Here is a 24,645-nt window from a genome sequence, read left to right as displayed (position 1 = left end):
GGCAGGGCTGCGTTCGCACGACGGCGAAGATCCTTGACCACCCCGTCACCCGGCGTATTTTAGATCATACGATCTAAAACAGCGGTGCGGAAGGCGGGACTCATGGCTCGGCCGCGGAAGTTCGATGAGACGGCGGTGCTGGACGCGGCGGTGGACCGCTTCTGGACCCAGGGGTACGAAGCGACCTCCACCCGCGAGCTGGCAGACAGCATGCAAATGACGCTCGCCAGCATGCACAACGCCTTTGGCGACAAGCGGGCGCTGTTCCGCCGTGCCCTGGAGCATTACCTGGACGGCTCGCTGCGCGCCCGCATCGCCCGGCACGAGGCGGCGGCATCGCCGGCCGCAGCCATTGCCGGCTTCCTGCGCGAGAGCATCGAGCGATCGCTCGGCGACGGGTGCAGGCGCGGCTGCCTGCTGGTGAATTCCGCGCTGGAGGTCACGCCGGACGACCCGGACATGCGCGACTTCCTGAACGCGGAACTGACGACCATCGAGGACTTCTTCCGCCGCTGCATCGTCAAGGGGCGGCGGAACGGCGCGATCCCGGCCGGCATTCCCGACGACGACGCGGCCCGCCTGCTCTTCTCCAGCCTGCTGGGCATCCGCGTCCTGGCCCGCATCCGCCCCGAACGCGACCTGCTCGAAGGGGCGGCGCGCGCCGCCCTGACCAGCCTGGGGCTGCCGACGATGCCGGACTCCTGACCTCCGCGCGCCGGATCACCTATCCCCCCTTTCTTCCCGGTCAACCGGGCGGACCGCAGCAGCGGTGCCGTCAACAGGGACGCACGACCATGAGCAGGATCTCCGCAACCGCGGCCATGGACCGCCTCGACGGCGCCGCCTGGATGGCGACCCTCGCGGGCATGGCGGGAAGCCTCGTCGCCATTGGCCTGGCGCGCTTCGCCTACACGCCGCTGGTCCCGTCGCTGATCGAGGCGCATTGGTTCTCCGCCGCCGACGCGGTGACGCTGGGAGCGGCGAACTTCGCCGGCTATCTGGCGGGCGCCCTGCTCGGCCGGCCGCTGGCCAGCCTGTTGCCGAACCGGGCGCTGCTGCGGGTGCTGATGCTGACGGCCTCCCTGGCTTTCATCGCCTGCGCCTACCCGCTCTCGCTCGGCTGGTTCTTCGGCTGGCGCTTCGTCTCGGGTCTGGCCGGCGGCGCCATCATGGTCATGGTCGCGACCAGCATCCTGCCCCACGTCCCGGCGGCGCGGCGCGGCTTCGTCAGCGGCATGATCTTCCTCGGCATCGGATTGGGGATCGCGGCTTCGGGCACCGCCGTGCCGGCGCTGATGCGGCTGGGATTGCACGAAACATGGCTGGGGCTGGGCGGGCTGTCGCTGCTGCTGACCGCCCTGTCCTGGTTCGGCTGGCCGCCATCAGCCCCGCAGCAGGCAGTCGCCGCCCCGCCGGTGGAGCATGCCCCGCGGCACGAAGGGCGCGCTCTCCGCTCGCTTTACGCCGAATACGCGCTGAACGCGCTGGGCTTGGTGCCGGTCATGCTGCTGCTGGTCGATTATGTCGCCCGCGGCCTGAACCATGGCGCGGACATCGGCGCCCTCTGTTGGGTGCTGTACGGTGCGGCATCGGTGGCCGGGCCGGTTGCCGCCGGATCGATGGCCGACCGGATCGGCTATGCCGCGGCCTACCGCATCGCGCTTCTGCTTCAGGCGATTGCCGTCGCCGCTCTGGCGGTCAGCGGCCATCCGCTGCTGGTCGGGATCGCGACGGTGGTCATCGGCGCCCTGACGCCGGGCGTGGTTCCCCTGGTGCTCGGCCGCATTCATGAATTGCTGCCGCACAGCCCGTCGGAGCAGCGGGCCGCCTGGAGCCGGGCCACCACCGCCTTCGCCTTCTTCCAGGCGCTGGGCGGCTACGGCTACTCCTATCTCTTTGCCCACAGCGGGGGGAGCTACGCCGCGGTCTTCCTCTGCGGCGCCGTCGCCCTGGCGTTCGCGCTGGGCATCGATGTCCTCGCCAACGCCCGTCGCCTCCGGCGCGTGGCCTGAGTGGGTTGCCGGTGCGCCGGGTTCGGCCAGTTCAGGCGCCGGCCGCCCCTGCCAAGCCACTCTCCCCTTTCCGGTACTGCCTTTCCTGCCCAGAACTCCAGTGCCCTGCGCCGGGCTCTTGGCGATTTGGAGATGAACCTGTTCGCCGGCTGGCTTGGGGTGCGCTTGGCACTGCGGCGGCATTGGCTGCATGACGCCAGACCGGGGAAGCAACGCCCGCCCTTTTCCTCCCCTCCCGCTTGCGGCTCCCTGCCGCGATCGCAACTTCCGCCACCAGATCAGCGTTCCGGTCACCGACAGAACCGCCACCGCCAGCCCGGCGAAAGCGACCGCAGCGCGGCCCGCCCAACCCCTGTCGCGTGATCCGTGAAATCACGGAGCAGGCAGGGTCACAGGCTGGGACAGTTCGGCCATGAAGCCGGAAAAGAAGCGAAGGTTCCCCTCATGGCGCTGAAACGACGGCTTGAGCGGAAAAACGCCCGCCGCCCTCCTTCGCACGGGACATCCATCGAATTTAGCCGCCCCGTTGGGAATGAATGGGCGCCAAGCTGTTAAGTGCCAACTGTCCCTGTTTCCCCTGACGCAGTGTGCCATGCCTGATTCTGCATCGTTGATGCAATTCGACCGCACCGCTTTCCGCTTGGACCGGTCCGTGACCTGCGCCGCCCCGGCTGAAGGGGCACTGGCAATCGAGCTTGCCAGAGGCGCCGCCTGTTCGCAGGCGGTGCCGTTGGTCGTGACCCGCAGCGACACGCGGGCTGCCCGGCTCGCCAGGGCGATCCGAGACGCCGCGCCGGACCTCGAGATCGTGCTCATCCCAGGTTGGGACATCCCCCCTGGCGAGCGGGGCCAGCCATCGCGGGCTGTGCTTGGGCAACGGGCCGCTGCCATCGCCGCCTTGTCCCGACCGGCCAAAGGCGCCGGGCGGCTGGTTCTGGCGACCGCCGAGGCGGCGCTGCAACGTCTTCCGCCTCCCGATGCCTGGCCCGACGTCGCGTTGGTCATCGAGACGGACACACTCTACGAGGAGGAGACTTGGCGGAATCTCCTGGTTGCCGGCGGCTACATCCTGGACGAGCGGATCGACGAACCGGGAGAGGCCGCTTTCCGCGGTTCCGTGGTGGAGATCTTTCCGGGCGACGCCGACCGTCCGGTGCGCTGCGACATCGTCGATGGCCGGGTCGCACGGATACGGACCTTCGATCCGGCAAGCCAGCGTTCGACGGGCAACTGCGACCGGATCATCGTTCATCCGGTGACCGAAATCCCGGCGGTGCCGGAGACCGTCGCGCGGTTGATCCATGGGCTGGAGGGCCGCAGCGACCCCATGGCCGCAGGGCTTGAGGAGGAACTCGCCGCCGGACGGCGCCCCTACGCCTTCGAGCGCCTGCTGCCCCTGGCCTACGACCGCTTACCGAGCGTGCTTGAGCTTCTTGCCGACAGTCCGGTCGTCATTGACGAGGGGGTGGGCGACCGGCTGGAAGCACGCTTCGACGACGTGGAAGAAGCCGACGCATCCGCCATGCACCTCGACCGCAACGCGTGGGAAACGGGGTTGCGGGGGCGCGCGGTTCTGACCCTGGAACCCGACGAGCAAGCCTCGTCCAGGGAGGCGCCGGCGGTGTCCGAACGCATCCTCCCCCGCCTCGCCGGAGAGAGGATTGCGGCGGGGGAGTCCGTGATCATTGCCGCCGCGAACGCCGCCGACGCGGCCAGGATGGCGGAGCGGGTGTCGGCGGCGACCGGCCGACCGGTGCCGGTGCTCGACCGGTGGCCGGTGGATGGGCCTCCCGTGACGCCGGCAGCCCTGGTGCTTCGGGTCGCGGCGGGATTCACGTTCGACGGCGTGACGGTGCTCGCCCGACGCCCCCGTCCGGAAGGCGGAGCCGGCCCGGTCGCCCCGCTGGCACCCGTCGACCTGTCGTGCGACGATCTTGCGGTCCATCTCGACTACGGGATCGGTGCGGTGCGCGGGCTCGAAACGGTCGACGCCGGAGGCCAGCCGGAAGACGTTCTGGTGATGGAGTATGCCCGCGAGAATCGGCTCCTGGTGCCGGCGGCCGACCTCGACCGCGTGTGGCGTTACGGCAGCAGCGACGCCCGGGTGGCGCTCGACGGGCTCAAGGGCGGAAATTGGATCACCCGCCGTGGTGAGCTGGAGCGCGAGATCGGCCGAACCGCCAAAAGCCTCGTGCGCCAAGCCGCCCGCCGGGCCCGCACGAAAGCCCCCGTGATCGCGCCGCCGGCCGGACCGATGCGGCGCGTGGCCGCCCGCTTCCCCTACGAGGAGACCGCAGGGCAGCGGCGCGCCATCACCGCGGTGATGGCCGAACTCGCCGGCGGGCGGCCTATGGACCATCTGGTCTGCGCCGACGTCGGCTATGGCAAGACCGAGGTGGCGTTGCGCGCCGCGGCGGCGGTCGCTTTCACCGGCCGGCAGGTTGCCGTTCTTGCTCCGACCAGTGTGCTCGCCCGCCAGCACTTGGAGGTGTTCCGACGGCGGCTGGCCGGGTTGGGCCTGCGCATCGAGCCGTTGACCGGCGGCATGGCTGCGTCCGCAGCAAAAGCCGTGCGCGAAGGCCTCGCCGACGGGTCGGTGGCGATCGCGGTCGGCACCCACGCCCTTCTGTCGAAGACGGTGCGCTTCGCCGACTTGGCGTTGGTCGTCGTCGACGAGGAGCAGCGCTTCGGCACCGTGCAGAAGCGCGCATTGGCCCGGCTTTCGGCCGGCGTCCACTGCTTGGCGCTCAGCGCCACGCCGGTTCCGCGGACGCTGCAGGGGGCGCTGGCGGGGCTGCGGGAAGTCAGTGTCATCGATACACCCCCGGTGCGCCGCCGGCCGGTGCGCACGCGGGTCACTCCCTACGACCCTTCGGTTCTGCGGTCCGCGCTGTTGCGCGAAAAGGCGCGGGGCGGACAGAGCTTCTGCGTGGCCCCGCGAATCGCCGACCTGCCGGAGCTGGAGGCCGAGGTGCGCGCTCTCGCCCCCGGTCTGTCGGTCGCCGTCGCGCACGGCCGCCTCCCCATTGCCGAACTCGATCAGGTGATGTTCGATGTGGCGGAAGGAACGGTCGACGTGCTGGTTTCAACCCCCATCATCGAGACCGGCATCGACATTCCCCGTGCCAACACCATCGTGATCCGCCGTCCCGACCTGTTCGGGCTCGGCCAGCTCCACCAACTCCGCGGCCGGGTCGGGCGCGGGGGAGCGCAGGCCTACGCCTATCTGCTGACCGATCCGGACACTCCGCTCAACGAGCGAACCGAGCGGCGGTTGGGCTCGCTCGAGGCGATCGAAAGCCTGGGCGGCGGCTTCGCCCTCAGCTTGCTCGATCTCGACCAGCGCGGGGCGGGCGACCTTCTGGGAACCGACCAGAGCGGCCATCTGCGGTTGGTCGGAACCGAGCTGTACCAGCATCTGCTGGCCCGCGCGCTGGCCGGCGCCGAGACGGACGATTCCCCCGAACTGCGCCTGGGCGTTCCACAGACCATTCCAGCCGCCTACCTTCCGGAGGAGGAATTGCGGATCGGCCTGCACCGCCGCCTCTCGCGTCTGCGCGACGAAGCGGCGGTCGAGCCGTTGCGCGAAGAGATCGAGGACCGCTTCGGGCCGCTGCCGGAGGAGGTCGAGCTGTTGCTGGCGGCCGCCGCGCTCCGCGCGCGCTGCCGGCGGCTGGGCGTCGCCGCCTTGGCCGCCGGACCCTCGGGTGTATCGCTGACCCTGAGCGACACGCCCTGCCGAGCCGTGCGCGAAGCGGCGCTGGAGCGTCTCTGGACCGGGCAGGTGCGCCGGACAGACGACCGCCTCGTCTTTGCGCTGAGCGCCGACGGACCGTCGGAGATCTTGAACAATGCGCGCGCCGTGCTCGATCAAGTGCCGTCGGTCGGTGCGGCCTGAGCGACATGTGGCGATCCCCGGGCTCCCAGCACGAGGGCGGCGGCCATACGCGGTCCCACCACTCACCAGGCGTCCGGTTTCCGTGCCCTTCATGCCACGTCGGTTCTGAAAGCAGCATTGTGGAGCCATACGGCGAAATCTCCCGTTATGATGGCCGGGAGTGTCTGATCCGATGGATGGCCCATGCCGAAACTTGGAGAGCGGAATGGCAACGAGACGTGGCGGATCAAATCTGCGCCCCGACGAGGCCGGGTCCTCCATGTCCGCTCCGGGATGTCGGCGGAACAGACTCTGGCCCTTCGTGTCGGGCTCGTTGTCGTCCTGATCGCCCTGGTCATCGCGGTGTTCTGGTTCGACCGCGATGGCCTGAAGGACCACATCGATGGCCATGTCAGCTTCCCTGACATCCTCTACTTCGCGATGATCACCGTCACCACCGTCGGTTACGGCGACATCGTCCCGGTCAGCGACACCGCGCGGCTGATCGACGCCTTCGCGGTCACGCCCATCCGCGTCTTCATCTGGTTCATCTTCCTGGGCACTGCCTACGAATTCGTTGTGCAGCGGATCGTCGAGGATTTCCGAATGAGTCGAATTCAGAAGCATCTGCAGGGGCATATCGTTCTGTGTGGCTTTGGGCACAGTGGCTTCATCGCCGCGCAGGAGACGGTCGCCAAGGGACATCCGGGCGAACGGGTCGTCGTGATCGACCAATCGGAGGAACGCATCCGGCTGGCGGCCGAGGCCGGATTCATCGGGCTGCTCGGCGACGCCACCAGCGAAGAGATGCTGACCCGGGCCTGCGTGGGAAGCGCCAAGGCGGTGATCGTCAGTTCGGGCCGGGACGACACCACCATCCTGGTGATCCTGACCGTCCGCCACCTGTCCGCCGGCACCAAAATCGTGGGCAGCATCAAGCAGGAGGAGAACATCAAGCTGGCCAAGCTGAGCGGCGCCGACTTGGTGGTGTCGCCGCCCAGGATCGGTGGCTATCTCATGGCCGACGCCGTGGAAACCAGCCACGCGACGCCATTCCTGTGCGACCTGATGTCGGTGGGCGGTCAAATGGTGCTGACGGAGCGCCCGGCAGCGCGGGACGAAATCGGCAAGACCATGGCGGAGGCGACCGCCGGCGTGGTCGTGCAGATCCACAGCAATGGCCGCGCCATTCCCTTCACGGAGCGTCACCGCCATATCATCCAGCCCGGAGACCTACTGCTCGTGATCAGTCCGGTGCACGATGACGAAAAGGCGGAAAGCCAATAACCGCTCTTGTTTCCGATGACGCTGCCCAGATCAGCTGTGCACGGGCTCCACGGTTGCCGGGAACGCGCCTTGTCCAAAGGTGATGCTCGAAGCGGCGGTTATGGCGTGCCGGCGTGAGGTGAGGAGCACTCCCCACGGTCCGCTTGCCGTTTCCAAGCCTTCTCGTGGAAGCGGCGCATCGACACCGTTCCCGCATCGGAGGAGGCGAATGACCAGTAGCCGATCTGGAAGGCAGGATAGCAGGGAAGATAAAAGGCCACCAGCCGCTTTGAAGCGGCCACTGCGCTGCACAGCCGGTCGGCTTCCGCCGCCGGAAGGCCGAATTCGACGATGGCTCCCGCCACGTCCCAAGCGATGTCCTGGCAGCCGATCAGGTCATGCGCGCCGGCATGATCGAGCGCGTCGGTCTTCAGCACCCGGCCATCGGTGGTGCGCAGCCACTCCCAGATGTGAAGGCGGTTGTCCGTGAAGACGCGCCGGACCCCCGCGTCCAGCTCCCTCAGGATGTCCGGCGTCCAGCGATCCAAGGAGGCCGTTGCGGCGGTGCCCAGCGCCTCGCCGATGTTCACGCGCGCCATCGCCAGCAGGTCCGGAAGGCTGGCGCCCGTGTCACGGTCCGCCGGAAAGCGTTGGGCACGGAACAGGAGATAGTCGGCCAAACGCTCCGGAGGCACGGTAGAGGGCGGTTGCGCGCCGTCCAGCCAGCGCTCCGCCAGGAAGCCATGACGGAGTGCCATGGGTTCCGTCGTGAAACCCGCCTGATGCAACGCACGGGCCCGGTCCAGCTTGTCGTCGCCCTCGCGTCCGAGGCCGGCGAATTTCAGAAGCCAGGGGCCGGAGGCGGTGCGCAACAGGAACTTGCGGCGTTCCTGCTGCGCATGGACCGGCGGCCAGTCCACCGCCACATCCGCATCCGCAGCCACGACTGCCGATGCCGTCCGCCATGCGCCGCCCGACAGATCGCGCAACGGTGCGACCGCAGGGCCGAGCGTGTCCTCGAACCAGCGCACCAACGGCGGCACCGGGCCATGCGCGGCGTGCGCCAGTTCATCGAAGCCGACTGCCGGGCGCACCGCCTCGGCCCAGCGACGGCGATGCCGGTCGGATGAGCACGGCCCCGGATCGCCCTTATGGCTGGGAAGGAACGCGATCCGCCTGGACGGCACGCCCGCCGCCTCCAGCCAATCGGCGACGGCGCCGAACGAGCTGCCGGACAGACCGGGCCCTTCATCGACGATCACGTAGGACGCGTCAGCATCGGCCAGCAGGGCGGTCCGCAGGCGGGCCGACACGCGGACGGCGCGGTGGAACGGATGACCGATCGGACGCAGGGTGACCGGAGGCGCAGCGTTCAGCGCAACCGCCGCCATCGCCGCCAGCCCGGTTCCGATGCTGCGCAGGCCAATCACGATAACCGGAGCGGGCGAGTTCGGCGGGAGTCGGGCCGCAGCCTCCAGATAGGTTTCCGGATAAAGGCCATAGAGGGCGTAGCCTTCGGGTCGGCGTACTCGCACGGTTTCGGGCAAGGGCTGCGCCGACAACGTCTCCAGCCCGGCGGCCAGCGTAGAGGCGGCCGGCTGAGCCGCGCCGCGCCAGGACTGGGCGACCGCGCGGGCCAGTTCCATCACGACCGCCATCGCCGCGTCGCGGCACGGGGTGCAATCGTCCTCCCCCACCGCCGCGAATTCCGCGTCGGCGAGGCCCTGTGCCAGTTCCGCCGCCTCGATGAACAGGGACACCAGCATGGCATGACGGTCGAGCCCGTCAGGCTTGGCGGCGGCTGTGCGATGGGTGGTGGCGATCCGGGTCACGACGACGCGTGGGTCCTCGACACGGTCATGGTCGCCATAGACCAGCATGGTTCAACCGCTCCGGTCGGCGAGGTGGCCGCAGGCCATCACCTTTTTTACCCCAGCGCCAGCAGAGGGGCCGGCGCTGCCGGAACGGTGCTGGCGTAGCGGCGGACCATGGCGGCGCAGAATTCCGCGAATTCTTCGGCGACCTGGGGTGGGCTGGTGTGGTGCGGTTCGATCCCGCGATGCTCCGGCGTGAAGCAGAAGGTGACGGTGACGTCGAAATCGGCCAGCGCTTCCATCTGGCGGTCGAACCAGGCGAGCGCGTTCGGCCGAAAACTGTCGGCCCAGGACAGGCCGGTGCGCAGGTGCCGGACACCCAACCGCTTCATCCAGGCCACCGCCTCGTCCAGACGGTGATCCTCGAAATGGAACCACTGGCAAATCCCCATCTCGGCTGCATAGGGCGCGTAGGCGTCGAGCGCCGGCTTGGGCGTGCCGTCTGCCCGCAGCAGCCCCATGTGGAAGTGACGGTAGTAGGAAGAGCCCTCCGCCTCCTTGTGGCGCGTCGTCGCCTCCCAGGCGCTGGGCAGGTCATAGAGGCTGTACCAATGGACACGCGGAACCCGGCCGATCAGCAGCTCCGCTGTGCGGGCGACTCCCCAGGCCTGCACCTCCTCGGCGCCGAAGGACGAGACGCCGGCCTCCGTCACCCAGATGGGCTTGCCGGTGACGGCGCGAATCTCCTCGATCTTTTCCGGCCACTCCCGGATCTGCCAGAGATTCCAGTCGAGCGGAAATCCATGCACCGCGACCACGTCCACATGGTCCAGCGCGCCGCGTTCGTCCAGACGGCGGATGAAGGAGGGATCGATGGGCGAGATGCCGCCCAACACGCGCGTGAGCGCGCCATTCTCCGCCCGGATCGCCTGTCCGGCCAGGATCGCCATGCGGGCGAACAGATCCCATTCCGGATCGAGGTCGGGATTCCAGTGGGACTTGTTGTTGGGCTCGTTCCAGATCTTGGCGGCTTCGATCATCCCTGGCTTCCCGTCTTGACGTGGTTTGCCGGTGCCCGTCCGGCAGATGGCGCGGTGGTGGATGGCGCGGTGGTGGATGGCAGGGCGGGATAGACGGCGCCCGCCTCCGTCGGCCGTGCTGCGCGGCGGCAGACATAGACCTCCTGCTCCGGATGCTCGACGATCCGAAAGCCGGCGCTGCGCAGCATGGCTTCGGCGCAGGCGGCGTTCGGGACCCACCAGTTCGTCCAGTCCCCGGAATACTGGTGTTCGATGAAATGCAGCTTCGGATAGCCGGGCGCGTTGAAATGGTCCTGCTGGCGGAAATCGTAATCGGTGCTCAGCGGCTCGACCGTCTCGGAGCCGCGCTGCATGGATTGGAAGATCATCAGGTCACGGGCGGCATGCTCGTGGATCAGATCGAGAGCCAGCAACGGGTGGCGCAGATGGTAAAGCACCCCCATGAACAAGACGACGTCGAACCGCTCACCCAGCCGCGCCAGATCGTAAACAGACAGCTTGCGGAATTCGATGTCCTGGCCGGTCACTTCGGCAGCGAAGCGCGCCTGTGCGAGATAACGGTCGTCGAAGTCGATCCCCACCACCCGCTCGGCGCCGCGCCGCTTCATTTCGATGGAGTAGAAGCCACCGTTGCAGCCGATGTCGAGCACCGTCAGGCCGCTCAGATCCTTGGGGACCGCGTGGGCAAACCGCCGCCACTTCACGTTCGGGTAGTCGTGCAGGAAGTGGTCGGGGGCGGTGCTGACGCCGTTCAGATCGATGTTGTGGAACCAGTCCCCCAGCGCGGCGACCCGGGCGCGGATCTGGTCGGTCGTCAGATTCGTCATTCCGCCGCCTCGTTGATGCTGTGGACCTTCAGGCCCCATTCCCCGGCGATCAGCACGCTGCGGGACGCCGGAGCGATTTCGAACCGGGCGTGAAAATCCACGCAAAGCCCCAAGGCATGGGCCAGCGCCGCCTTGATGACGTCGGCGTGGCTGACCAGAGCCACGGTCCGGCCGGAATACCGGCGGCGCTGCCGCTCGATGCAGCGCGCCATCCGGACCTGCGCCTCCGTCATCGTTTCGCCCCCAGGTGGGCGGGCATGCGACCGCGCACTGTTCCACAAACTCCAACCCGGGTCGCCGCGCAGTTCCTCGAAGCGCATGCCAGCCCAGGCACCGAGATCAAGCTCATTGAGATCCTCGTCCACCTCCACGGCCAAGGCCTGTGACGCGGCGACGGCGGCCGCCGTTTCCACGGCGCGCTCCAACGGGCTGGACAGCACGGCGGCGAACCGGTGCCGCGCCAATGCGAGGGCCAGCGCATCGGCCTCGCGTCGGCCGGCCTCGCTCAGCGTCACGCCGGGCATGCGACCGCACAACACGGAGCCCAGCCGGTCGTGCGACGCGTGACGCAGCAGGACCAGGACCGTTTCCACGGAGCCGCTCACGCCTGGAAGCGCGGGCTGTCCGCTACCTCGCCGGCGATGAAGCGCAGCGTGCGCTCACGCGCCTCGTGGTCGGTGAACTGCTCGGGGGGCGACTTCATGAAGTAACTCGACGGTCCGATCAGCGGCCCGGCCATCTTCCGGTCGAGCGCCAGCTTGGCGCAGCGCACCGCGTCGATCACGATGCCGGCGGAATTCGGGCTGTCCCAGACCTCCAGCTTCAGTTCCACGCTCAGGGGCACGCCCCCGAAGGCGGTGCCCTCCAGCCGGATGTGCGCCCATTTCCGATCGGCCAGCCAGGGCACATGATCGCTGGGACCAATATGAACGTCGTCCGCGTCGAGCGGCACGTCCAACTGGCTGGTGACGGCGCGGGTTTTCGAAATCTTCTTCGATTCCAGGCGTTCGCGTTCCAGCATGTTCTTGAAGTCGGTGTTGCCGCCGAAGTTCAGCTGATAGGTGTGGTCGAGCCGGACGCCACGCTCGCGGAAGAGGTTCGCCAGTGTGCGGTGGATGATCGTGGCACCCACCTGGCTCTTGATGTCGTCGCCGATGACCGGCAGGCCGTGCCGCTCGAACCGCTTCGCCCAGCCCGGATCCGAGGCGATGAAGACCGGGATGCAGTTGACAAAGGCGCAGCCGGCCTCCAGCGCCTGCTCGGCATAGAACTCCGTAGCCCGCTGCGAACCGACCGGCAGATAAGACACCAGGATATCGGTGCCCGACCGGCGCAGGGCCTCGGCGATGGCAACCGGCGCCTCCCCCGACTCCTCGATGTCGCCGGCCAGATAGCGGCCGATGCCGTCCAGTGTCGGACCGCGCTCCACCCGTACACCCGAAGCACGCGGGGTTGAGAAGCGGCAGGTGTTGTTTGGAGGGGCAAAGATGGCGTCGGACAAATCCCGCCCCACCTTGGCGGCGTTCACATCGAAAGCAGCGGACATTTCGATGTCGCTGACCCGATAGCCGCCTAGATCGAGAGTCATCAGCCCGGGCGGCGGCTCATTAGCTTGAGCATCGGCATAATAGCTCACACCCTGCACGAAGGATGAAGCACAATTTCCGACGCCGGCAATCGCCACCCGCAGCTTTCTCCCAGTCACGAAACTCTCCTTTTTCTGAGCACTTCCTGGGTGGTGTGGAATGATATTTGTAGCTGGGAAAAATAATCGCTGGAAGATCGTCCGATGTGATCACGCCTTTTGGATGAGATGTAGAAAGCCCAATTACGATGTTAACGTTGATATGATCACGCTTCTGCTCACTCAGCGGGCGTTGCGGTTTCGCACGCATGCAAAATAAAAAGCTGTATTTCTTTAGGAATAAGGACCACGCGAGTATCAGCGGATTTATACGCGCACAACTCTATCTTTAGTAGCGATCGCATGACATCACCGTCCATCAGTGGAGGGGCTTGTGGGAGAATCCATTCTTGTCACCGGTGGCGCCGGTTTCATCGGCCGCCATGTCGCCAGGGCACTTCTCGCCCGCGGCGACCGGGTTCGGGTTCTCGACAGTCTCATCATGCAGGTCCACCCCACCCGGACGCGGCCCGACGAACTGGACCCGGACGTCGAGTTGCTGATTGGGGACATACGCGACGAGGCCATGGTCGGTCGGGCGCTAGAGGGGGTGGATTCGGTGATTCACCTCGCCGCCGAGGTCGGTGTCGGCCAGAGCATGTACGCGGTGGACCGCTACACCTCGGTGAACGACCATGGGACGGCCGTGCTGTTCCAGCGGTTGATCGACCGACCGGTCCGCCGGGTGGTGGTCGCCTCTTCGATGAGCATCTACGGCGAGGGGCTGTACCGGACCGCCGACGGCACGCTGATGGAGGATGTGGTGCGCGGCGTGCGCAATCCGGACGGTTCCTGGGACCCACTCGATTCCGACGGCCGGCCGCTGATCCCCGTCCCCACGCCGGAGAGCAAGCGCCCGGCCCTGAGATCCGTTTATGCCATAGGCAAATACGTGCAGGAGCGCCTGACCCTGACGCTCACCGCCCAGTACGGTATGGAAGGGACGGCATTGCGGCTGTGGAACGCCTACGGGCCTGGGCAGGCACTGTCGAACCCCTACACCGGGGTGCTGGCGATCTTCGCCTCACGAATCGCCAATGGACAGCGGCCGATGATCTTTGAGGATGGCCGTCAGCGCCGCGACTTCGTGCATGTCAGTGACGTGGCGCGCGCTTTCCTGCTGGCGCTCGACCAGCCGGCCGCCAATGGCGAGGTCTTCAACATCGGGTCCGGCGAGGACCGCACGGTGGAAGAGGTGGCGCGGTTCCAGGCCGCCTCGATGGGCCGGCCTGACCTGACGCCGGAGATCACCGGCCAAGCGCGCGCCGGCGACATCCGTCACAACATCCCCGACCTGAGCAAGGCGCGGACAGTCCTGAACTACGAACGACGGCAGGACTTCGCCGGGGGGTTGGCCGAACTCGCCGAATGGGTTGCCCGGCAGGAGGCGCAGGACCGCGTCGCCGAGGCCCGGCGCGAACTCGAAGCGCGGGGACTCGTGGCATGAACCGCCGGTCCGCTCCGGCCTTGGTGGAGGTGGCGTGATGCGTGTGGCGTTGGTCAACCCGGCCTGGGCCTTCGCTCACAGCATCTATTTCGGCTGCCGCGAGCCGCATCTGCCCCTTGAACTGGGCTACTGCAAGGCGCTGCTGGAGCAGGCCGGACACGAGGTCCTGATGCTCGACGGGCCGTTGACGGGATTGTCGAACGGCGATCTGGCGGATCGGGTGGCCGGCTTCGCTCCCGGCATGACCGTGGTAACGACCGCGCCGACCTACCTGTTCTGGCGTTGTGCCCAGCCGGAGCTGCGAATCCCCCGTGATTTCCTGCTGGCGCTGGATGGACGCGGCGGCCCGACCGTCGCGGTGGGGCCGCATGGTTCGACCACCCCCGGTGCCGCCTTGGACAAGCTGGGCACGGACGTGGTTGTGCGGGGCGAATGCGAGGAGATTGTAAAACGGCTTGCCGACCGGTTGGATTCCGGCCAGCCAGGGTTGGACGGCGTTCCGGCGCTCGCCTTCCGCCGCGGCGGCGAAATCGTCCTCACCGGCGGCCCGCACGCCGGCCGCTTCGTCGATCTGCCGGCGCTGTCATGGCCCGCCGAATGGCTGAAGCGCCATCACCACCATCACCACCGCTACGGCACCGAACCGCTCGGCGCGGGGGCCGAGGTCGAGGCGTCGCGCGGCTGCCCCTATACCTGTTCCTTCTGCGCCAAGACCGACTTCCGCGATCAGTACCGTCGCCGCGACACGGCCATCGTGCTGGAGGAGATCGACCGGCTGGCTGCCGTCGGCGTGCGCTACGTCTACTTCATCGACGAGATTTTCCTGCCCCGCCGTGATCTGTTGGAAGCGCTGGTGGAGCGTCCGGTCGAGTTCGGCATCCAGACCCGAATCGACTTGTGGAAGCCCGATCTGCTGGATCTCCTGGGGGCCGCCGGCTGCGTGTCCATTGAGGCCGGGGTGGAAAGCCTGACCGAGGAGGGCCGCGCGGCGCTCGACAAGAAATGCCGCATGAGCACCGACGAACTGGCCGACCGCCTGATCCACGCCCGGCGCAGCGTGCCCTTCGTCCAGGCCAACCTGATCGCCATGGCCGGCGACGACGCCGGGCTCGTCGCGCGATGGCGGGAGAGGCTGCACGGTGCCGGCGTCTGGGCCAACGATCCGGTGCCGCTCTATCCCTACCCCGCTTCGCCCGATTACCGCCGCCTGTGGGGCGAACCGGACGACCGGGCATGGGAAAGGGCGCACGAGCACTATCTCCGTCAATTCGCCCGACTGAGCGACATTCAGGAGGAGGAACCCCTGTCCTTGCGTGAACTGGAGGCCGCATGCGGTTGCCGGTGACGCCCCCGGCAGCCCCCGCGCATCTGTTGATGACGACGGACAGCGTGGGCGGAGTGTGGACCTACGCGCTCGACCTCGCGCAGGAACTGGCGGCAAGCGGCCTGCGCGTCACGCTCGCGGTGCTCGGGCCGTCACCTCAGGAGGACCAGACCGCGGCGGCGCGCGCCATCCCCGGCCTGGAATTCATCGACACCGGCCTGCCGCTGGACTGGATGGCGGAAAACCCGGCCGCAATACGGCGCGGCGCCGAAGCGCTGGGAACGCTCGCCCGGCGGTTGGACGTGGATCTCGTCCACCTCAACAGCCCGGCCCTGGTGGCGGACGCCGGATTCACGGTTCCGGTGGTCGGGGTCTGCCATTCCTGCCTGGCAACCTGGTGGGCCGCCATGCACGGTCGTGCGCCCATGCCCGGCGATTTCCGTTGGCGGATCGAGGCGCTGGCGCGGGGCTACCGGGCCTGCGACGCGCTGGCGGCACCGAGCGGCGCCTTCGCGCAGGCCACCACCGCTGTTTACGGCCTGCCACCACCGGTCGTGGTGCGCAACGGCCGCCGCCCCCCTCCTCCGGGCGGCGCATCGGACAGGCGCGAGCGTTTCGTGTTCACCGCCGGACGTTTGTGGGACGATGGGAAGAACATCGCAACGCTCGACGCGGCGGCGGCGCTGCTGGAGGCCCCGGTGGTGGCCGCCGGCCCGCTGGATGGTCCGGGCGGGAATCACCGGGTCCTGCGCCACGCCAAGTCGCTCGGGCGCCTGGACGCGGCGTCGGTCGCGGCGTGGCTGGCAAGGGCGCCGGTCTTCGCCTCGACCGCGCTTTACGAGCCGTTCGGCCTGACGGTGCTTGAAGCCGCGCAGGCCGGTTGTGCGCTGGTGCTGTCGGACATCGCGACCTTCCGCGAGTTGTGGGACGGTGCCGCACTCTTCGTGGAGCCCAGGGACAGCGCAGCCCTTGCCGCCACGATCCGCCGCCTGCTGGACGATCCGGCGGAGGCCGGGCGCCTCGGCGAGGCGGCGCGGCTCAAGGCCGGGCAATACGGCATGGAGTCGATGGCCTCCGGCATGCGCAGTCTCTACCGCAGCGTCCTGGCGCGTCACACCCCCACCCCCTCCCGCAAAGAGGCCGTTGCGTGAAGATCGTCTATTTCACTCATTCGCTGGCGTCCTGCTGGAACCACGGCAACGCCCATTTCCTGCGTGGAGTCCTGCGGGAACTGATCATTCTCGGCCATGAGGTCCGCGCCTTCGAGCCGGAGGGCGCGTGGAGCCTGCGGAACCTGCTGGCCGATCATGGCGAAGCGGGGTTGGCGGCCTACCGGAGCGCCTATCCGGAGCTGACCTCGCTGACCTTCGCGGCCGATGCCGACGCGGCGGCGCTGTGCGACGGGGCCGATCTGGTCATCGTCCATGAATGGAACGACCCGGCGCTGGTCGCGGCGGTCGGCCGAGCACGGCGGCAGGGCGGACGCTTTTCCCTGCTGTTCCACGACACGCACCACCGCACGGTCAGCGATCCAGCGGCCATCTCCGCCTTTGATCTCTCCGGCTACGACGGCGTCCTGGCCTTCGGCGAAACTCTGGCCGCCGTATACCGGCGCTGGGGCTGGGAGGATCGGGCCTTCGTCTGGCACGAAGCCGCCGACGTCCGGCTGTTCCACCCGCCATCCGGGGAGGAGCGGCGCAGCGGAGCGGTTTGGATCGGCAATTGGGGTGATGGCGAGCGGACGAAGGAACTGGAGCGCTTCCTGTTCGCTCCCGCCCGCGCCGCGGGTCTGGCTCTGGACGTCTATGGCGTGCGCTACCCCGCCGAAGCCCTGGTGACGCTGAGGCGGCACGGCATCGCCTACAAAGGTTGGCTGCCCAACGTCCGCGCACCCGCGACCTTCGCCCGCCATCGGGTCACCGTCCATGTGCCGCGCCGCTTCTACGTCGAATCCCTGCCAGGCATCCCAACCATTCGCGTCTTCGAGGCGTTGGCCTGCGGCATCCCTCTGGTCAGCGCGCCGTGGAGCGATTGCGAAGGTCTGTTCCGACCAGGAACGGATTTTCTGGTCGCTCGCGACGGTGCCCATATGTCCGCCCACCTGCGCGCCGTGGACGGCGACGCCGACCTCCGTGCGGCGTTGGTGCGCAACGGTCTGGAAACGATCCGCGCCCGCCACACCTGCGCCCACCGCGCCAGTGAACTGCTCGCCATCGCCGCCGCTCTGGCTGGCACGCCCGCCCCCTCTTCGATGCTGGAGCCTATCCGATGAAGATGGCCTTCTACGGTTCGAGCCTGCTTTCTTCCTACTGGAACGGTGCCGCCACCTACTATCGCGGCATGCTGAGCGAACTCGCCAAGCGGGGTTGGGACGTCACCTTCTACGAACCGGACGCGTTCGACCGTCAGAAACACCGTGATATCGAGCCGCCTGACTGGGCCAGCGTCGTGGTGTATGAGGCCACCGCCGAAGCCTGCCGCACCGTGATCGCCCGCGCCGCCGAGGCCGACGTGGTGGTGAAGGCGAACGGTGTCGGCGTCTTCGACGACGAGTTGCTCGACGGCGTGATGGATGCCGCCGGTCCCCACGCCCTGCGTGTCTATTGGGACGTCGACGCCCCTGCCACTCTGGCCGAGCTTCGGCGGACGCCGGATCATCCCCTGCGCCGCCGGCTGCCGCGGATCGACGCCGTGCTGACCTATGGCGGCGGCCCGCCGGTGGTCGCGGCCTACGAGGCGATGGGCGCCCGCCTGTGCCGCCCCATCTACAACGCGCTGGACCCGGCGACGCACCACCCGGCACCGCCCCAACCGCGCTTCGCCGCCGATCTCAACTTTCTCGGCAACCGACTGCCCGACCGCGAGGAGCGTGTGGAGCGCTTCTTCCTGGAGCCCGCCGCGCGCAACCCGCAGGGGCGCTGCATCATCGGCGGCAGCGGTTGGGAGACGAAGGGGCTGCCGGCCAACGTCACCCACATCGGCCACGTCGGCACCGCCGACCACAACGCCTTCAACAGTTCGGCGCTGGCGGTTCTGAACATCGCCCGCGACAGCATGGCCGAGGTCGGCTTTTCGCCCGCCACGCGGGTGTTCGAGGCTGCGGGAGCGGCGGCCTGCCTGATCACGGACGCCTGGGAGGGGGTCGAACTGTTCCTCAACCCGGACGAGGAGATCCTCGTCGCCCGCGACGGCCAGGACGTGACCGATCATCTGCGCGCCCTCACCCCGGCCCGCGCCCGCGCCATCGGCGATGCCGCACGGCGGCGCACCCTTGCGGAACACACCTACGCCCGCCGCGGCGTGGAGGTGGACGTGTTGCTGCGCGACGCCCTGGCGGCCCGGCGGGAAAGGAGCGCGGCGTGAAGCTCGTCGTCCTGGGGCTGAGCCTATCCTCTTCCTGGGGCAACGGCCATGCCACCACCTTCCGCGCCCTTCTCAAGGCTTTCGCCGCGCGCGGCCACGACATCCTGTTCCTGGAGCGCGACGTTCCCTGGTACGCGCAGAATCGCGATCTCGCCGATCCCGGCTACTGCCGGCTGGCCTTCTACGAGGATCTCGCTGGCCTGCGGCGGTGGGCCGGAATGGTCGAGGAGGCCGACGCGGTGCTCGTCGGTTCCTACGTGCCCGATGGTGTCACCGTCGGCCGTTGGGTACAGGAAACCGCAAGCGGGGTTGTCGCCTTCTACGACATCGACACGCCGGTGACCCTGGCGAAGCTTGAGCGCGGCGACGAGGAATTTCTCTCCCCTTCCCTCATTCCCGGCTATGACGTGTATTTCTCCTTCACCGGCGGCCCGACGCTGGAGCGGCTGGAGTCCCGCTACGGCTCTCCGGCGGCGCGCGCGCTCCATTGCTCCGTGGATGCCGACGCCTACGCGCCGCTGCCTTCGCCCAAGCGTTGGGATCTGAGCTATCTCGGCACCTACAGCCCCGACCGGCAACCGACGTTGGAGCGGCTGCTGCTGGAGCCGGCCCGGTGCGCGCCGTCGCTGCGCTTCGTCGTCGCCGGTCCGCAGTACCCCGACGGCATCGCCTGGCCCGGAAATGTCGAGCGTCTGCATCATGTTCCTCCAGCCGAGCACGCCGCCTTCTACGCGGCCAGCCGCTTCACCTTGAACGTGACGCGCGAGGACATGATCCGCGCCGGCCACAGCCCCAGCGTCCGGCTGTTCGAAGCCGCCGCCTGCGCCACTCCGATCATCTCCGACCTTTGGGACGGCCTCGACGCGCTGCTGGAGCCGAACCGCGAGATCATCCTCGCCCACACCTCCGGCGACGTTCTGCACGCCCTTCACCAGTTGGACGAAAACGCCCGCCAAGCGATGGGCGCAAGGGCCCGGCGGCGAATCCTGAAACACCACACCGCCGCGCATCGCGCGGAAACGTTGGAACAGGAATTGAAGAGCGCGATGCGAAGGGCCGCCCGCGGCACCCGAGCGGCCCTGCCCTTCCAATAAGGCGGCGCGAACACACCGTCACGGCTCTCAGTCCGCAGGCTTCTTCGAAGACTTCTTGGCCTCGATCTGGTCGAGCACCGCTTCGGGGGCGACATCCTGCTTGATGACGTCCAGATCGGAGTCAACGTCCGTCTTCACCCCCATGTGATCGGCGATGGACGACACCAGGGCCGTCAGCTTGGTGATTTCGTGCTCCGCCAACAGGCTGATTTGCAGATCAAGATCGGCCCGCTTGCTGGCGACCTCGGACATCCGATTTTGGCTGATGAGCACGAAGGTGGACAGAAAGATGGCCTCCACGGACGCGATCATCGCCAGGACGACGAAGGAGGGATCCCAGGGCGGAACGCCGGGCATCCACCCCAGGTTGGCGATGATCCAGAAACCGAAGAAGGCCAAATGCAAATACACGAACGTCATGCTGCCGGTGAAGCGGGTGATCGCGTCGGCAATCCGCTCCTCCGCGGTCGCCTCGATCTCCTCCCGTTCCCTGCGCTGGTGCAGCACATGGATGTTCCGTTCGAGCACGGAGCTCAAGCCGGGGGATGGTGGCGGGTAGGTTGGTGGGCTTGCGGACGTCTCCGCGCGATCTCTGCCATGCTGGGACGGTTGTGCGTTCATGGCGTCTACCTTGCTTAAGTGACTCGTCTTTGCCTCGTTCCTAATCCAGGACTGGGATTGCGGTCGGCCCGCAGGCTGCGCTCGATGCCGCTTTCGATATCGCCCCCGGCTGCTGGGAGTGGTGGTGGCTTCGGCCTGGGGCAGTTTCAGATCCTCCGGGAAAAGGGAACGTGCAGCGGTAGGGTGCCGGTGACCGGAACCGCCGACCGACAGACCGCGGCAATGGCTTGCAGCCCGGTCGTCCAACCGGCGAACCGGAACTCGCTCACCACAACATCGGGCGGAGGCTGCCCCTTCTTCTCACGAGCGACCGCCTCCACGTGGAAATCTCTGCCCCTCTCCCGGCATCAACAGCAGGCGGGGCACGTCTCGCCACCCTGGTGGCACGTTATTTTGCGCCGCCGCAGGCCGACTTGGTTCCTTGGGCGGTGCCTTCAGCCAGAACCCGCATGTCCAGCGTTGCCGCGCCCATGGCGGCCCGACAGATGGACCATTCCGCAGCAACCAAATAACCGACAAGGTGGCGGTGCCATTCATGCCGCTTCGCAGCTGAGTGCGCGGTCGAATTTTCAATCAAAGATCAGTATCCGGCGCATGGATCTGTTTCATTGCCGCTCCATGCTCACGGTCCAATGCCTTTGACCCAAGCCCGATCCAGCCCAGCCTGCCGCCCAGGCGAGCCCGGTGCGTTGTCTTCTGCATTGCCGCCGCGCCCCTTGCCGTTCGAAAACTATGACCGGAGGTACCATGCCCTTCGGGCGACTTCCGGGTTCTATTACGGTGTCGTACTCTGTGGCACCGCTCCCCTTCCGTTGCGATGGTCCCATGTCCAGGCGCATCAGCCAGAGCATTTCTCTCACCCCGGAGCTCGACCGCTTCGTCCAGACCCTGGTGGCGTCCGGCCGCTACCAGACGGCCAGCGAGGTGGTGCGCGACGGGTTGCGTCTGCTTCAGGAGCGTGTTGCGCTGCCGCCGTCGTCGCTTGCCCAGCCTCCTGCCCCAAGCGGTGGCCATGAACCCTGACGCCATCGGTTTGGAGCCGGATTGGCCCAGCGGCGGCGGGACCATGGGAGCGCTGATCCGGGCCCATGATTGGGCTGCGACGCCCCTCGGACCGAAGGCGAGCTGGCCGCTGTCCTTGCGGGTTGTCGTCGACCTGATTCTCGCCTCCCCACTCGGCATGATTGTTCTCTGGGGACCAGACCTCATCCAGATCTACAACGATTGCTACGCCGAAATCACCGCCGGCAAACATCCCCGCGCCCTCGGCCAACCCACCCGCGAGTGTTGGCCCGAGGTTTGGGACTTCAACGGGCCGATCTACGAGGCCGTGCTCCATGGTGAATCCCGCGGGTTCGACGACCAGAAGCTGATCCTTGAGCGCAACGGCGTCCCGGAGGAAACTTGGTTCGACCTCACCTACAGCCCGGTCCGCAACGATGCCGGGATCATCGCGGGCATCCTGGTGACGGTGCATGAGGTGACCAACCGCAAGCGGACCGAACTCGCCTTGCGCGACAGCGAGAGCCGCTTCCGCGCTTTGGTGAGCGCCTCCTCCTACGCCATCTACCGCATGAACATCGACTGGACCGAACTGCGGCAGCTTGACGGGCACGGCTTCCTCACCGACACGACGGACGGCAACAAGGCGTGGCTCGAGGAGTACATCCATCCGGACGATCAGCCGCAGCTTCTCGACACCGTACGGGAAGCCATCCGGACCAAGAGCGCCTTCGATCTGGAGCATCGGGTCCGGCAGGCTGACGGATCACTGGGATGGACGCATTCGCGGGCGGTGCCGATCCTGGATCCGGACGGCGAAGTCTGCGAGTGGTTTGGGACCGCCAGCAACATCACGTCCCGCCGAAACACCGACGAGGCCCTGCGGCGCAGCGAGGCGCGGCTGTCCGCCCTCTTCGCCCGCGCGGCGGTCGGCCTGTCGGAACTCACGCTGGATGGCCGCTTTCTCCGCGCGAACGACGAACTCTGCCGAATTCTGGGGCGTGCACGGGAGGAGCTTGTGGGCTTGTTCGTCGTCGACGTCACCCACCCCGATGATCTCGCGGCGAGCCGCATGGCCATTGAACAGGCATTGCGGACGGGTGAGACCGTGGCGCTCGACAAGCGCTACCTGCGGCCCGACGGGACGCACGTCTGGGCGAACAGCGGCATCACGATCGTGCCCGGCAACAACGGGGACGAACGCCATTTCCTAGCGGTCACGGCCGATCTGACCGTCCGGCGGGAGACCGAAGCGGCCCTGCGCGAAAGCGAGGCGCGGTTCCGTCTGATGGCGGACGCCGTGCCGCAGATCGTCTGGATCACCGACGCCGAGGGACGGGTCGAGTTCTTCAACCGCCAATGGACCGACTATACGGGTGTCGCTTACGACGCTCGGACGGCGCCAACCACGGTGTCGGACGTCATCGCCGACTTCATCCATCCGGACGATGCGGCGCTGACGGCTGAACGCTTCCAAGAGGCACAGCGGGCGGGCAGCCTCTTCCTTGCCGAGCATCGTCTCCGTTCGAAGACGGGGGAGTATCGTTGGTTCCTGGTTCGCGGCCTGCCCTACCGCGACCCACACAGCGGTGCGATCGTCCGCTGGTTCGGCACCTCCACCGACATCCACGACCGCAAGCACGCCGAAGCCCAGCTGCAGCAGGCACGTGACACGGCCGAGGCGGCGAGCCGGGAGAAGTCGAATTTCCTCGCCTCGGTCAGCCATGATCTGCGCCAGCCGGTGCAGGCCGCCAACCTGTTCCTCGAGCTTCTGCGGCGGCAGCCGCTCGACCCGAAGGCGCGTGAACTCTTGAAGCCGCTGTCGGACAGCATGACCAGCCTGACGGGCATGTTGTCCGGGCTTTTGGAGGTGGCGCGGCTCGACGCCGGCCTGCTCACGGCGCAGGCGCGGGTCTTCGACCTCGACGAGTTGCTGAAGCGTCTCTACGGCGAATTCCAGGGACCGGCGCGCGAGGCGAAGCTGTGGTTGCACATGCCGCCGGCTGCCAGATCGGTCCGGTCCGACCCGCTGCTGGTCGAACTGGTGCTGCGCAACCTGATCTCCAACGCCGTCAAATACACCGAACTGGGCGGCGTCACGGTGGGGACGCGGGTCGAGGGGGACCGGCTGGCGATCGACGTGACCGACACGGGTCGGGGCATTGCCCCCGAGGAGGTGGAGCGCATCTTCGATCCCTACTACCAGATCGGGAACGCGACCCGTGAGCATGCGCGCGGCTTCGGCATCGGCCTCGCCACCGTGCAGCGGGTCGCCGACCTGCTGGCGACCCGGGTGACGGTCCGCTCCGAACCCGGTATAGGGTCGACCTTCAGCCTGTCGCTTCCGCTGGCGGATGAGGAAACGCAGGTCCCGGCCACTGGAGAGGAGGCGCCCGGCGGGACGTTGCGGGGCCGGACGGCTCTGGTGGTGGACGACGAACCGATGGTGCTGAAGGCTCTGGATGTCACCCTAAGGAGTTGGGGCGTGTCCGTGCACACCGCCCGCACGCTGGCGCAGGCACGGACCATGCTGAAGGAATTTGAGGCTCCGCCGGACATCCTGATCGCCGACCACTCCCTGGGTGCTGGAGAGACCGGCGTGTCCATCATCAGCGAAGCCCGCCGGCGCGGCACGCCGGTCACGGTTCTGGTGACCGGCGACACCTCGGCTGAACGGCTGGCCGAGGCCGGGCGGACCGGCATTCGCATGCTGCACAAGCCAATCGATCCCGCCAGACTGGAGGCGTTGCTCGCGGAAGGGCTAGGGGGGCGATAAGAGCACCTTCTGCAATCGGGCTGCAATCGGGCGGGTTCGGTCAAGCCTCTTCCCGCCATGATCGCGTCGCAAGGCCCATTCCTCTGTCCGTGGTCGGCATGGAACCGCCTTACGTGGTGACCTGAGTCCGGAACGTTCCTCCAGGAATGGATAGAGTCCGCCATCAAGTGGAGACGGCCGCATGAGGCGCAGCCGGTTCAGCGAGGAGCAGATCATCGGCATCCTGCGCTGTACACCGAAACGCACAAGGCCGGCCCCATCTCCGGGACCGGCCTTGTGCGCAAATGAAGTTGGTTGCGGGGGCAGGATTTGAACCTGCGACCTTCAGGTTATGAGCCTGACGAGCTACCGGGCTGCTCCACCCCGCGGATGTCCTGCTGGTGGGAACCGGCCAGTGTGGCGACGATTGTCGAGTGTGACTGACGCCTGCTGCGTCCACTCCGGTGTGGTGTGGCGTGTGCCGTGGTGACCTGGCGGCGACCTACTCTCCCACGTCTT

Annotated in this window: 18 protein-coding genes and 1 tRNA gene; 12 read left to right on the top strand and 7 right to left on the bottom strand. The window is 67.6% G+C overall.

Annotation, left to right across the window (positions count from 1 at the left end; translation table 11 throughout):
- Nucleotides 1-102 precede the first annotated feature (102 nt).
- The 4 genes from H0B54_RS27650 to H0B54_RS27635 all read left to right on the top strand — a co-directional run bounded on the left by H0B54_RS27650 (nt 103) and on the right by H0B54_RS27635 (nt 7,176).
- On the top strand, nt 103-705 hold the full coding sequence (locus H0B54_RS27650; protein ID WP_188263003.1) for a TetR/AcrR family transcriptional regulator: 603 nt from the start codon (nt 103-105) through the stop codon (nt 703-705).
- 89 nt (nt 706-794) lie between these two features.
- Nucleotides 795-2,012 carry a YbfB/YjiJ family MFS transporter gene (locus H0B54_RS27645; protein WP_188263002.1) on the top strand — a complete coding sequence of 406 codons (1,218 nt, stop codon included), beginning with the start codon at nt 795-797 and terminating at the stop codon, nt 2,010-2,012.
- 736 nt (nt 2,013-2,748) lie between these two features.
- Complete coding sequence (locus tag H0B54_RS27640) at nt 2,749-5,910, top strand: DEAD/DEAH box helicase (protein WP_188263001.1); 3,162 nt, start codon at nt 2,749-2,751, stop codon at nt 5,908-5,910.
- Between the two features lie 183 nt (nt 5,911-6,093).
- The gene (locus H0B54_RS27635; protein WP_188263000.1) at nt 6,094-7,176 is read left to right on the top strand and encodes a potassium channel family protein; all 1,083 of its coding nucleotides are present in this window, start codon (nt 6,094-6,096) and stop codon (nt 7,174-7,176) included.
- Between the two features lie 98 nt (nt 7,177-7,274).
- On the opposite strand, the gene H0B54_RS27630 is transcribed toward H0B54_RS27635, so the two are convergent.
- From H0B54_RS27630 to H0B54_RS27610, 5 genes are read right to left on the bottom strand one after another with little or no spacing between them, the layout of a single operon-like run.
- Entirely contained in the window at nt 7,275-9,035 is a 1,761-nt protein-coding gene (locus H0B54_RS27630) for a hypothetical protein (RefSeq protein WP_188262999.1), read from the bottom strand.
- 47 nt (nt 9,036-9,082) lie between these two features.
- Nucleotides 9,083-10,009, bottom strand: a complete 927-nt coding sequence (locus tag H0B54_RS27625) for a beta-xylosidase (protein ID WP_188262998.1) — start codon at nt 10,007-10,009, stop codon at nt 9,083-9,085.
- The gene (locus H0B54_RS27620) at nt 10,006-10,836 is read right to left on the bottom strand and encodes a TIGR04290 family methyltransferase (RefSeq protein ID WP_188262997.1); all 831 of its coding nucleotides are present in this window, start codon (nt 10,834-10,836) and stop codon (nt 10,006-10,008) included. The genes H0B54_RS27625 and H0B54_RS27620 overlap by 4 nt, the downstream gene beginning before the upstream one ends.
- Nucleotides 10,833-11,429, bottom strand: coding sequence for a histidine phosphatase family protein (locus tag H0B54_RS27615; protein WP_343069040.1), 597 nt, complete (start codon nt 11,427-11,429; stop codon nt 10,833-10,835). Before H0B54_RS27615 ends, H0B54_RS27620 begins: the two co-directional genes overlap by 4 nt.
- 8 nt (nt 11,430-11,437) lie before the next feature.
- Nucleotides 11,438-12,520: an inositol-3-phosphate synthase gene (locus H0B54_RS27610; RefSeq protein ID WP_425490100.1), complete on the bottom strand. Its 1,083-nt coding sequence runs from the start codon at nt 12,518-12,520 to the stop codon at nt 11,438-11,440.
- Nucleotides 12,521-12,854: 334 nt separating this feature from the next.
- Between H0B54_RS27610 and H0B54_RS27605 the strand changes: the two genes are divergently transcribed.
- Genes H0B54_RS27605 through H0B54_RS27580 form a run of 6 tightly spaced genes read left to right on the top strand, consistent with a single transcriptional unit; the run spans nt 12,855 to nt 19,748 of the window.
- Nucleotides 12,855-13,967, top strand: a complete 1,113-nt coding sequence (locus H0B54_RS27605) for an NAD-dependent epimerase/dehydratase family protein (protein ID WP_188262994.1) — start codon at nt 12,855-12,857, stop codon at nt 13,965-13,967.
- Nucleotides 13,968-14,004: 37 nt separating this feature from the next.
- Nucleotides 14,005-15,312, top strand: coding sequence for a TIGR04295 family B12-binding domain-containing radical SAM protein (locus tag H0B54_RS27600; protein WP_188262993.1), 1,308 nt, complete (start codon nt 14,005-14,007; stop codon nt 15,310-15,312).
- 29 nt (nt 15,313-15,341) lie between these two features.
- Nucleotides 15,342-16,442, top strand: coding sequence for a glycosyltransferase family 4 protein (locus tag H0B54_RS27595; RefSeq protein WP_246472906.1), 1,101 nt, complete (start codon nt 15,342-15,344; stop codon nt 16,440-16,442).
- On the top strand, nt 16,439-17,563 hold the full coding sequence (locus H0B54_RS27590; protein ID WP_188262991.1) for a glycosyltransferase family protein: 1,125 nt from the start codon (nt 16,439-16,441) through the stop codon (nt 17,561-17,563). Before H0B54_RS27595 ends, H0B54_RS27590 begins: the two co-directional genes overlap by 4 nt.
- A complete protein-coding gene (locus tag H0B54_RS27585) occupies nt 17,560-18,654 on the top strand; it encodes a CgeB family protein (protein ID WP_188262990.1) in 1,095 nt (364 codons plus the stop codon). Before H0B54_RS27590 ends, H0B54_RS27585 begins: the two co-directional genes overlap by 4 nt.
- The gene (locus H0B54_RS27580) at nt 18,651-19,748 is read left to right on the top strand and encodes a glycosyltransferase family protein (protein WP_188262989.1); all 1,098 of its coding nucleotides are present in this window, start codon (nt 18,651-18,653) and stop codon (nt 19,746-19,748) included. The genes H0B54_RS27585 and H0B54_RS27580 overlap by 4 nt, the downstream gene beginning before the upstream one ends.
- Nucleotides 19,749-19,775: 27 nt before the next feature.
- Here H0B54_RS27580 and H0B54_RS27575 read toward each other — a convergent pair whose 3' ends face one another.
- Nucleotides 19,776-20,369, bottom strand: coding sequence for a DUF1003 domain-containing protein (locus tag H0B54_RS27575; RefSeq protein ID WP_188262988.1), 594 nt, complete (start codon nt 20,367-20,369; stop codon nt 19,776-19,778).
- An 825-nt stretch (nt 20,370-21,194) separates the two neighbouring features.
- On the opposite strand from H0B54_RS27575, the gene H0B54_RS27570 reads away from it, so the two are divergent.
- Nucleotides 21,195-21,392 (top strand): type II toxin-antitoxin system ParD family antitoxin, encoded by a 198-nt coding sequence (locus H0B54_RS27570; protein WP_137142501.1) that lies wholly within the window; start codon nt 21,195-21,197, stop codon nt 21,390-21,392.
- On the top strand, nt 21,382-24,147 hold the full coding sequence (locus H0B54_RS27565) for a PAS domain S-box protein (RefSeq protein WP_246472904.1): 2,766 nt from the start codon (nt 21,382-21,384) through the stop codon (nt 24,145-24,147). The genes H0B54_RS27570 and H0B54_RS27565 overlap by 11 nt, the downstream gene beginning before the upstream one ends.
- A 291-nt stretch (nt 24,148-24,438) precedes the next feature.
- Here H0B54_RS27565 and H0B54_RS27560 read toward each other — a convergent pair.
- A tRNA-Met gene (locus H0B54_RS27560) sits at nt 24,439-24,515 on the bottom strand.
- Nucleotides 24,516-24,645 lie beyond the last annotated feature (130 nt).

This window comes from Azospirillum tabaci, from assembly GCF_014596085.1.
GTDB classification, from domain to species: Bacteria; Pseudomonadota; Alphaproteobacteria; order Azospirillales; family Azospirillaceae; genus Azospirillum; species Azospirillum tabaci.
Note: the sequence above shows the minus strand (reverse complement) of the source record. Positions and strands in the feature narration are given on the sequence as shown.